Source organism: Cupriavidus sp. 05T42 (assembly GCF_056396345.1).
In genome coordinates, this window is record NZ_JBFTLH010000041.1 from 1 (window position 1) to 10,748 (window position 10,748).

The 10,748-nt window shown below is 56.5% G+C and carries 7 protein-coding genes and 2 pseudogenes; 5 read left to right on the forward strand and 4 right to left on the reverse strand.

All coding sequences use genetic code 11. The annotated features are described in order from the left end of the window. Window positions 1-1,350: pseudogene (locus AC1EJR_RS27050) on the forward strand (hypothetical protein); the annotation flags it as partial. A 7-nt stretch (window positions 1,351-1,357) separates the two neighbouring features. Beyond that, window positions 1,358-1,750, forward strand: a complete 393-nt coding sequence (locus tag AC1EJR_RS27055) for a hypothetical protein (RefSeq protein ID WP_477113919.1) — start codon at window positions 1,358-1,360, stop codon at window positions 1,748-1,750. 321 nt (window positions 1,751-2,071) lie between these two features. Here the strand turns inward: AC1EJR_RS27055 and AC1EJR_RS27060 are convergent, their stop codons facing one another. From AC1EJR_RS27060 to AC1EJR_RS27070, 3 genes are all read right to left on the reverse strand, one after another. After that, window positions 2,072-2,461: a hypothetical protein gene (locus tag AC1EJR_RS27060; protein ID WP_477113920.1), complete on the reverse strand. Its 390-nt coding sequence runs from the start codon at window positions 2,459-2,461 to the stop codon at window positions 2,072-2,074. A 336-nt stretch (window positions 2,462-2,797) separates the two neighbouring features. Then, on the reverse strand, window positions 2,798-4,552 hold the full coding sequence (locus tag AC1EJR_RS27065; RefSeq protein WP_477147841.1) for a P-loop NTPase fold protein: 1,755 nt from the start codon (window positions 4,550-4,552) through the stop codon (window positions 2,798-2,800). A gap of 266 nt (window positions 4,553-4,818) precedes the next feature. Beyond that, on the reverse strand, window positions 4,819-5,445 hold the full coding sequence (locus AC1EJR_RS27070; protein WP_477113922.1) for a tyrosine-type recombinase/integrase: 627 nt from the start codon (window positions 5,443-5,445) through the stop codon (window positions 4,819-4,821). A 386-nt stretch (window positions 5,446-5,831) separates the two neighbouring features. Between AC1EJR_RS27070 and AC1EJR_RS27075 the strand changes: the two genes are divergently transcribed. Both AC1EJR_RS27075 and AC1EJR_RS27080 read left to right on the forward strand, forming a co-directional pair. After that, window positions 5,832-8,519, forward strand: a complete 2,688-nt coding sequence (locus AC1EJR_RS27075; RefSeq protein ID WP_477147842.1) for an RHS repeat domain-containing protein — start codon at window positions 5,832-5,834, stop codon at window positions 8,517-8,519. Window positions 8,520-8,532: 13 nt separating this feature from the next. Then, complete coding sequence (locus AC1EJR_RS27080) at window positions 8,533-8,748, forward strand: hypothetical protein (RefSeq protein ID WP_477113924.1); 216 nt, start codon at window positions 8,533-8,535, stop codon at window positions 8,746-8,748. Between the two features lie 110 nt (window positions 8,749-8,858). Here the strand turns inward: AC1EJR_RS27080 and AC1EJR_RS27085 are convergent. Next, window positions 8,859-9,128, reverse strand: a pseudogene (locus tag AC1EJR_RS27085) (site-specific integrase); the annotation flags it as partial. A gap of 373 nt (window positions 9,129-9,501) precedes the next feature. Between AC1EJR_RS27085 and AC1EJR_RS27090 the strand changes: the two are divergent. After that, window positions 9,502-10,748 (forward strand): DUF6531 domain-containing protein (locus AC1EJR_RS27090; RefSeq protein WP_477147843.1); only part of this gene is annotated, 1,247 nt, incomplete at its 3' end.

Consider the following 10,748-nt stretch of genomic DNA (forward strand, 5'->3'; position numbering starts at 1 on the left):
GACGGCAATGGACTGACGCGAAGTTTCACGTACCAACTTTCGGGTAAGCTGCGGCAGCCGTCCGGCGCGTCCGGGTCGAGTCCCATCGGCGGTCCGTTCAACACGATCCAATACGACGCCGGCAACAACGTCGGCCGCACGGTCGACCGTGACGGCAGCGATACCCGCTACAGCTACGACGCGCAGGGCCGCGAAACGCAACGCATMGAGGRCTACGGTACGGCCGACGCGAAGACCACGACGACTGAGTGGCATCCGACGTGGAACCTACCTATCAAAGCCGCCGCACCAGGCAGGATCGATAGCTTTGAATATGATGCGAACGGTCGCGTAACCAGCTACGCACGGTATCCAACGTCGGACAGCAACGGAAGCCAGGGCACGAGCGGCGCACCAGCAGGATCGATCGCCAGGTCCATATGGACCTATAACGAGCAAGGGCTTCTTGCGTCGACAGTGGAATCTGTCGATGGAAACGCCACTGGTCAATGGGCTTTTACCTATGATCCACTGGGAAATCTATCGAGTGTGACGACCCCAGAGGGGAAAACTGGCCAAGCATTGCGATATGACTCTGCAGGCCGAGTGTTGGAGGCCATAGATGCCGATGGAAATCATCAGCAATATGAGTACAACTCTCGTGGACAGATCATGCGATATGACGTCGCCGGAAAGACGGTCAGATATGAATACGATGCACTGGGGTTCCTGACGGCGGTACGCGGACCGGAGGGCTCCTACATCGGCTATGAATATGACGATGCACATCACCTAAGGGCATTTTTACTGCAACCGGAAGTAACCGAAACGGTCAGTACCATTAGTCCGTTCTCCACTGCTMAGACAACTGATCACTCAGGCAATGTGAAGAGCGCGAGAATATGGCAGCGGATGTGGAGTTTGATCAAGTCTTGGCTCGGAGCGCTTGTGGGCAACGCGCATGCGCAATCATCTGTTCAGAGAATACCCGTGCCCCAGGCGCCAGCAATGGGGGCGCCAGGATGCAACGGTACMGGATGTCAGCAAACGTTTCTCGACTGCTTGGCGAATTGCATCCGTGCCTATGACCCACTCAKCGATGAGTTTAAGGTTGCCCTTACTGGACTTGGCGGTACCTTTCCGAAGGCAATGGTAGGTTTACCCAGAGGTCTCGGCGGCGCCAGTCGGATGACGACCGTGCCAAGCGCACTAGCGCACGGTTTGGGCGGAGGGGGAGCCGGAACTGTCGGAGGTGCGGCAAGGGTCGTTGGCCGAGTTGTCTCTCCGGTTTGGATTGGCTACGGAATCTACCTTGCTGGAATGGAAGGGTACTGCGCGGCAGACTGTGCAATGAGTGCCTGTTCACACTGAAACGACTATGAAAGTATTCATCTTCTGCTTTGTTGCGTTGGTGGTGACCATAGGGACCATCTGGCTGAATGCCAAATCGAGAAAGAGGACGTCAATGAGCTTCCAAGAAAGAGAGATCCTGGATGAGAATGCTTTGTATTCCCGTTTTTACGCCGATAGCGGTATTTCTCAAGCTCGCGTTCTGGAGCTTTGGCACGAAGTGGCCAGTGCTTTGAGAGTATCCGCTGGGTTGCTACGTCCGGAAGACCAATTCGGCAAAGACATCGGAGCCTGGTCGATTACGAGCGAGGACTTGGACTATCTGGGCCAACTAGCTATCAAACGAGCGAAAAGGGAAGGCAGGAGTATTGATCTGCAAGCCATTAAGTCCGTTGACGACTACGTTCGGGCGTTGGGCTAGGTGCGCTCGCGCCGGCTTGATCATCCGTTGGCGCTTGACGGCTAGGKGTTTCGCGACCGGGCATTCTGGACCAATGTTGGCGCCCAAGTCAGTGTCAGTTTGTGACTGCACAGCAGTCGCTCGCCGACCAAATGGGCAATGGCTGCTTCTGGCCGGTCGCTGCCCTCGATGCGTTGCGGGTGCCGGAGGCAATTGCCGACTCTCAAGCGACTTTCGTCAATCCAAGGGGGCGCACTAGTCAAGTAATGGATCCCGCTAGCTTCAGCCTTAATTCGCGCGCCGGCGTAGTGCATTCCGGGAAATCAATAGGGAGAAATGTATCTATCGGGCAAGGAAGGAGCTCGAAGCGTCTCCGCGGATGCCCCATGAACACCACGTGCCGTCGGCCGATTGCTTAACGAGGACAAAGTCACCGGCATCCTCATCGAACAAGAGTCGATGGCAACTGTCTTCGGCGACAACGTAAGCTTTCCGTTCGCCTTTCGGCAGCCGGTCCTGGGCCGGTATGAGGGCGTCGTCGCAGTCATATCGGGTCTTATACGGCTCGACAAGCAAGTTGCGCATTTTGTCGAGTTCTTGCGAGATTCTCTCGATGCCCCATGGCTCGCCAACGGTAGTTCCTTTGGGCGGCGTGCGGAAATCCGCCATGTATTGCGCCATATCGTCGAGGACCTTGGCCCTGAGTAGTTTGAGCGCAGCTTCCGTGACCATTATTTTCCCGTAAGGAGTTACGCGTTGCGACAGCCTGATTCATCCAATTGTCGTGCAAAGGCAAGTAATTCAAATTGTCGGATCGAGCTTAGCAGAGGCCGTCTCAGCAATGACATGTCGCGAAGTGGGGTGTTGGAAGTTGGGGACGGTAGTCAGTAGGCGATGCGGCCTTCGCTGAAAGTTCGTTCCGCAGTGGCCGCCCTAAGCGAATGACTCCTACTGGCCGCACTCTGCCCTCGGCGCGGCCTGGTCAGGGCTTGCGGGGGGCAGAGGATATTGTCGACCTATTGCTCTCGATCGAGTTTTAAGGACCGATGTCTCGTCTGTTTTCCCTGCTTAAGGCTTCTCGGCGTCGCCAGCCGGCTGATCGGCTTGTGCGGGTTCAAGCTCGATGGCCAGCGCCGTTTTGGCGAACAACCTCTTCACCAGCTTGCGCAGTCGCGCTGATTCGGGACTCTGATCGTTCGCAATCGCTCGGCACGCCTCGATGAAGCGGTCCGTTGCGTGACCGAAGTGTTGATCGTAGGTGCCTCGTTGGAGTCGCATCTGAATCATGCGGCGCATGAACTTCGGCAAGTCGTCGATGCTCATTTCTCGGATGGCCGACTCAAAATCGTGTGCCGTCGCCCGCTTCATGGCAACTTCTTGCAACGTGCCCCACCCACTGTGTTCGATGATGTGGTTGCAGGCCTCTACCACGGTTGCCTGAGCCTGTTGTTGCGAGACGACGTTGTCGAATGTGGCTTGAATGTCAGGATGCAAGGGGTTGCCAAACGGGTTGTTGTCGTCTTCCGGAGCGGAGCCACCACGAGCCCGGAACGCCGCAATCCAGGCTTGGATCACCTGCTCAGCCAAATGCTGTCCGCCATCCAATTCGCTTAGAACTCCGTGGAGTTCCGTAGCGACATATGGATCGAGCAAGCCTGCGACGGCCGGGAAACCGGCGGCTTCGGCAATGAGATCCGTATCGGCCGCCCGGTGGTCCCAGATTACTTTCCGGATGAAGTTGCGGACACTTTGTCGAGCCTCGATGGTTTGCKCCTCGCCAACGTAACGTTCGATGATAGCCTGGACCTTTTCACTTTCGAAAAGGCCGGATTCCAGGAACTCCACGAGCACCTTCTCGAAATCGTCGCAGCAGTTGATGCCGAGTTCGCTCATGAGCATCCGCCAACGGTCTTCGCGCTTTTCCTCTTCGGTGGGCTCGCTTTCTTTATCACGAAGGAACGTTGACCACTCCGGATTTCCGACGTTCAAAGCGAACTGGAAGTCGGGACCATCCTCCAGCCCTCGGTAATGAATAGCTCCGAAGAGAACCATCGATGGCACGACTCGCGCTTGAATCGAGTCGCTCAGGTCCCTATTCGCGAGGATCTGATTCGCTGCCCGAATCACCTTCCCAATAATCCGAATGTTCGTGAGGCCACACGCGATGATGGCTGGTCTTAGCATTGCCTCGTATTTGGGCGATGCCTGGAGCTTGATCGCGATTGAGAACGCTTCATCTGGTGTCGTCGAGAGCTTGATCTCCTGGTCGATCACTTTCTCTCGAAACGTGGTCCAAAGCATCCGCTGCTCGCCCTCTGTCGCAAGCTGGTCATCGTTAAGAACGAGAACGAACCGAGTTGCGAATTCCTTGGAATATTCGTCAATGAAGCCGAGGATCTCGTCGATCCCGAGCTTCGCGTGCTTGCGTTCGATGTCGTCAATGACGATCACCCTCTCCCTCAAAGCGAGTGGCGCGACGAGCAGCAAGTTAAGGTCGTTGATGGCTGCGAGCGCCTTGTAGTGGGTGGCCGCGGCTTTCACCCCGCTCGTGAACAGGTTCTTAAGGACCTCAAGCTTGCCGCCGCCCACCGCCGCGTCCGGCAAAGCCCCCTCCATTAGCTTGCGCTTGACTTGATCAATACTCGACAGGCCGAACAGCGATACATAGAGCGCCTTCTTGATCTTTACATCTTGGGATTCCGCCTTGACCTCGTTCCAAAGATGGGTCTTTCCCGTTCCCCACTTACCGGACAAAGCGACGACTTGGTTATCGACGTTTTCGAGCAGTTCGATTAGTTGCTTCTTGGTCTTCTCAAGCGACACGGCGGTCCTCCGTAGGCTTCCGGGGGGTAGCGTGCCGACGTTGGCAACGGCTCACCGGGTAAGCTCGTTGGCATTATCGCAGTGGGCCGGTACTCAGATCAAATAACCAAACGACTCACCTCGGGCTTGAAAGAAACCTCTGCTTGCACGGCACGGACATGCCATCCTTATCTAGGCGGATACCCGAAGTTCGGATGTCCGCTTTGATAGTCGGTCCTCGGACGGCCGTTGTTGGCCGGCAAGCGCCCGCTCGCCGGCCGATCTCATCAAACTTCAGTCTGCTCCGCCATCTCAAGGGCATCGTCAACCTCGATGCCGAGATATCGCACGGTGCTCTCGATCTTCGTGTGTCCGAGGAGCAACTGCACGGCGCGGAGATTTTTCGTTCGCCGGTAGATCAACGAAGCCTTCGTTCGCCGCATGGTATGTGTTCCATAGGCCGAATCATCGAGCCCGATCGAAGCTATCCATCGGTGAACTAGCCGGGCATACTGCCGCGTCGAAAGATGCGCCGAGGCGTGGAGTCGGCTCGGGAACAAATACTCTGGTGGACGCAGGCCACGCAATCGTATCCAGGCATCGACGCTCTCGCGTGTCTGCTCGGTGATCTCGAACTGCACCGGCCGATGTGTCTTTTGCTGCGTCACTGTTGCGCGTGTAGCCACGTGGCTGCCGTGGCATATGTCTTGGACCAGCAGCCGAGTMAGATCGCAAGCACGAAGCTTGCTGTCGATTGCCAGGTTGAATAGGGCCAAATCGCGCGCGTTCGCGGACATCTGCAGCCTAGTTCGGATTGCCCAGATTTCCTTAAGCTTCAATGGAGGCTTCTGACCCGTGAGCTTTCCCTTGTTCCAAGGTATGCGAGGTGCGGCAGGAGAGTTTGCGGTGTCCATGGCGATCTCCTTTTAGGTGAAGGGAGATCCAGTTTGCGCTTTTCGCAACGGTCGCTGTCCGACCCTTCTGCGTCGTTCGGCTATCCCGACACTGATGGCAGCAATCAGACACGGTTCAGCCGCTCGGAAGCACTGTTTGTCCATGCCACATCCAGGTGCCGGGACGCTGCCCATTTTTGGGACGGATATGCCTTTCTGATCGGTGACCCTCTAGCGGGGCTCGCAGCCAATGAAGCCGCAGGAAACGAGCGGTGTTCAGTGAACGATGATGCTGTAAGACGCATTTACATCAGATGTGAATCGCACGAAATTCGCCCTCAAGTAACCCAAAGTATACTCGACCCGCTTCATCGTCGCTCAGCCGAAGTGCACATGAAAGKGTCGCTATGCTTATCAAGTTTTTCCCCCGGAACTGGCTTTACGCCTTCTCATTCCTCTACTTGGGACTTTGCGCAACCGGGGCGTATGCCGAAGCCCCCGTCCAAGGCTATACATTTTCCACTGCCCTAATGGGACGAAAGCCAATTGAGTTCACGAAAGAGGCACTCTGCACCTTGGCCAATGTCAAGCCTCTTCAGCCCAGCGTGATCGAGCCAGTCGAGTATGTGAATCCGCAGATGGGTCCTTATTCGATTGATGGCTGCCGATTTAAAAAATCGGATACAGGCAATAACGTTTCTGGATTGATCGCCATACAAATAGATGTTTGCGCTGACCATACATTTAAAAATTCTGGCGTCACAGACAAGCAATGTCCCATATCGCGCGGCAGTCCAGCGACTTTTAGCGGCGTTCCAATTGGCGAGGTTACTGATGGGACATGTCCACTTTGCGACGGCCTGCAATCTGGTACTGGACTGAACAGGGTATCTACAGTCCTCGATTCTGAAGAGAGCATCGTCTATTCCTCAGCACTTCCCGTGGCTCCGAGAGGAGGTTTCGGCTTTGGATGGACTCATCGTTGGCAGGCTCAGCTTCAGATCAAAGTGGCTCAAAACATATCGTACGAAGTTGTCGCAGTGCGAGGCGATGGAAGGGGGGAGCGATTCACTCTGGCCGGTTCGGTATGGCAAAGCAACTTGCCGCCAAGCCAGGCAGGAAGGCTTACTGAAGTCGCGGCCACAAGTAGTGTAGGCAAACGCTGGCAGTATCGTCTGCCAAATGATGAGACCTTCGAGTTCGACTCTGGTGGCCGACTATTGTCCGTCAAGTATCTCAATGGGAGCGCGTCATATCTGACATACAGCGATGCCAGTACGCCAACTTCTGTCGCACCCTATGGTGGATTGCTGACGAAGATTCAGTATGCCTCCGGGAGAGTACTTGAGCTGAACTACCGTGCGGATGCGCGAATCTCCAGAATACTGCGGCAGGGTATTGAATTGGCCTTGTTCGAGTACAACACGGATCTGATGCTTAATGGCATCCAGTGGCCCGACGGCATGCGCCGCCAGTTCCACTACGAAGACTCGCGGTTCCCATGGGCGCTGACCGGCATCACCGATGAGAAGGGCGTTCGGTTCGCGACCTACGGCTACGACTCGCTCGGCCGCGCCGATAGTACCGAACACGCCGGTGGCGTTGACAAGTACCAGCTCAGCTTCCTGGGCAACGGCCAGACGTCGGTCACCACCGCGGACGGCACCAGTCGCACCTTCACCTCGGAATTGCAAGGCAACGTGCTGCGCGCTACGGGCGCCTCGGCCGCCTGTCCAGCATGCGGGGACATCGCCAAGGCGGTGACCTACGACGCGACGGGGAATGTCGCGAGCAAGTCCGATTTTGCGGACAAGGAAACCMGCTACAGCTACGACGCGCTCGGCCGGGAAACCCAACGCATCGAGGGTTACGGCAACGTCGACGCGAAGACCACGACCACCGAGTGGCATCCGACATGGAACCTTCCGCTGAAGATTGCGGCGCCGAGTCGGGTGGACTATTTCACCTACGACGGGATGGGTCAAATGACCGCCCATGGCTGGTTTTCCACCGCCGACGTGAATGGCAGTCTCGGGCTCAACGCAGCGGCGTCGGGCGCGGTGTCCAGCAACAGTTATGGCTATGACACCAACGGGCTAATGACGGCATTGACCGAGCAGGTCGATGGGGCGATTACCCAGCAGTGGACTTTCAGCTACGACGCACAAGGCAACTTGACGTCTGCGGCTGACGGAACAGGTAAAGCGTCGCGGGCAGTGCAATACGATGCCGCCGGGCGCCTCCTCGAAGCGGTCGATCTGGAAGGCGTGACAGTCAAGTATGTCTACGATCAGCGAGGTCGCGTGCTCCAGTACCTGTATGGCGACAACGTTACAACATACGTGTACGACGCAATCGGGCAGAAAGTCCAGGTGACCAGTCCTAACGGAGACGTGACGAACTACACTTACGACGCAGCGCACCGGCTCATTGATGTTTTGCTCAATGGACAGTCGCTCACTATTCCCGATCCGGATGCGCAACAATTCGCGTTGGCCAGGACATCGTCAGAAAGTGCGGGGACCAATCCGTTCAGCGCATGGATGGGCTGGATCGCGAAGCTGTTCAACTGGCTGTTCGGATCGGCACATGCGCAAGCAGTGCAGGGGCCAGTAACGGCTGTGGGCGCATCGATGTCGATTCCCGGCACCTACACACCGAGTCCATGGGACGTCCTCGCCCCGAACCTCGGGGGGAAGAAGCCCTGGGAATGGATGGCAATTTGGACGACACGACTGATTGAAGCGTGTTCGGGAAATAGTCCGAAAACCGATCACCGAGGACGGATTCAGGGGCAAGGGCCTGGCTATCCGGATGAGGGAGCTGGCGATGTTGAGGCGTGGGCGCAAGCGGACCCGCTTACGGCCGCCTMTGGCTTGGCGAAATTGGAGGCTCTGGAAGGGCGCATGACCAAGAAGCAGTATCAGGCGCGCTCACAGGCTTTGGCGAGAGCTAAGAGGTTTGTTCTGAACGCCAGTAGCGGCGGGGGAACTGGTCCTACAAAGAAGACGTTCCGAAATGACGAGGTTGCGGCCGTCAATGGTAGCGAACGAGTTGACATCGAGGTACAGAAGGGCATGGCTTTCGTGCCATGAAAGGGTGATGCAAATGACCAAGATCTACGAAATTTGGCAGGCCGTCTCTGACATCGACAGTAGTGTCGAGACCACCCTTATCGAGAAGGGGCAATTCGAAAAACAGGCGCATTTGTTCGAAGGTAAGCCAGTGCTGCTAAAGACATTCGAAGCCGATAGCTATAACGAAGCTGCACAGATTTATAACGATTTCTTTGGTTGGGGCAAGTATCATCCAATGAAAGACTAGCCGAGAATCCGTGGGGCTGCCTGTCGTCGTCGCGCAGCGGCACATCTTTGAGTGCGCGACCAGGCAATCCGAGGCGCTACCGCTCGACACAAAGCAGTCGTTCGCTGACGACGATGGGTCTTTTGCTGGGTCACTGTTGCGCGGGCAGCCACATAGCCGCCGTGGCATATGTCTTGAACAAGGAGTCGAGTCAGATCGCAAGCTCGGAGCTTGCTGTCGATTGCCAGGTTGAACAGCGCCAGCTCGCGCGCGTTCGCAGACATCTGGAGCCTCGTGCGGATCGCCCAGATTTCCTTGAGCTTCAATGGCGGCTTCTGACCCGTGATCTTGCCCTTGTTCCAAGGTATGCGAGGTGCAGCAGGAGAGTTTAGGGTATCCATAACGATCTCCTTTCAGGTGAAGGGAGATCCAGTTTGCGCCTTCGGCAGCGGTCGCTGCCCGACCCTCCTGAGCCGTTGAGATATCCCGCCATCAACGGCCGCAGTCTGACGTAATGCAGCCGTTCGAATCTTCCTGCGGTACTTATAGAGTGTTAGTGATATAAGCGGTACTTATTGCAGGTGTGAAGAACGCAATACATTGACTTCGACAGGGAAGTCGCGTTGGCTGCTTGCGATTGCAGCATTGATCATTTTTTCCTGGGAAATAGCGGAGGCGTCGCCGCCGGTATGGCGCTGGCAAACGCCGTATCAAGGAAATTACGGCCCCTATCATACGAGCCAAGACGCTGCGTGCTCCAATTACGATTATTGGATGGCGGGCCCGCAATATACTTATCGTTTTGGCGAGAAGCGTCCCAGTGGATACTGGTGTGAGCCTCTGTACAACGGTCGCCCCGTGCAAGATCCCAACGCAAGGGAGTTTCTCGGCCAATACATTAGCCTGACTCAGGTCTGTATCAACGCATTGCGGGGAAGCTACACTCAGTATTTCCCTCGCAGTGGGATCGCAATTGACGACCAGTGCCCGGATCTGCCGCAGCAGACGGCGAATGCGTGCCCCGTAGGAAATCCTGTATCGCCATTGACCGGGCAAAAAACGCAGACGGAACCGCCTGATCTCCAGACTGCGGGACCTCATCCACTCATTTTTCAACGATTCCATCGCGCGGACAGCCCGGCGCTCGCTACCTCCATCGGGACGATCGGCTACAACTGGTCACACACGTGGATGCGGCGCTTGGATGTTCCCCGCGTAGACGACCCGTCGCCCACGATCGTGGCGACACGGATGGACGGCAAGCGCGTGACTTTCCTTCCTGATGGTGCAGGGTGGACACAGGCGGACAAGCAATCCCACGACAGAATCATTCCCGACCCCGATCCGAGCGGCATTGGAGCGTGGCAATACTTTACCGCGGCCGACGACTCCATTGAAACCTATGATGTAGACGGACGGTTGCTTGGCATCAAGGAGAGAAATGGCTGGACTTCAACCCTGACGTATAGCAGCGGCGCGACAACGTCCGCGTCAGGTGGAGGTTCAAAGCTACTCACAAGGGTGCAGAACAACTTCGGTAAAGCTATTGAGTTTTCGTACGACGCGAAGAATCGCGTCGCCACTGTGAAGGGTCCCGATGGCGCGGAGATTCACTACGCATACAACACGGATCGCAGTGTCACGGTCACATGGCCAGATCAGACCGTCAGACGCTATCACCATGGAGACGACACTCCGGGCTTGTCGGCGTATCTCCCCGGGGCATTAACGGGTATCACAGACGAAAGAGGCAACAAATTTGCAACTTATAAATACAACTTCAGCGGCAACGGATACGTCTCCAGCGAAGAGCACGCGGGTGGCGTCGACAAGCTGACATTCAGTTACAGCACTAATGCCACTCAGGTGACAGACGGCAATGGACTGACGCGAAGTTTCACGTACCAACTTTCGGGTAAGCTGCGGCAGCCGTCCGGCGCGTCCGGGTCGAGTCCCATCGGCGGTCCGTTCAACACGATCCAATACGACGCCGGCAACAACGTCGGCCGCACGGTCGACCG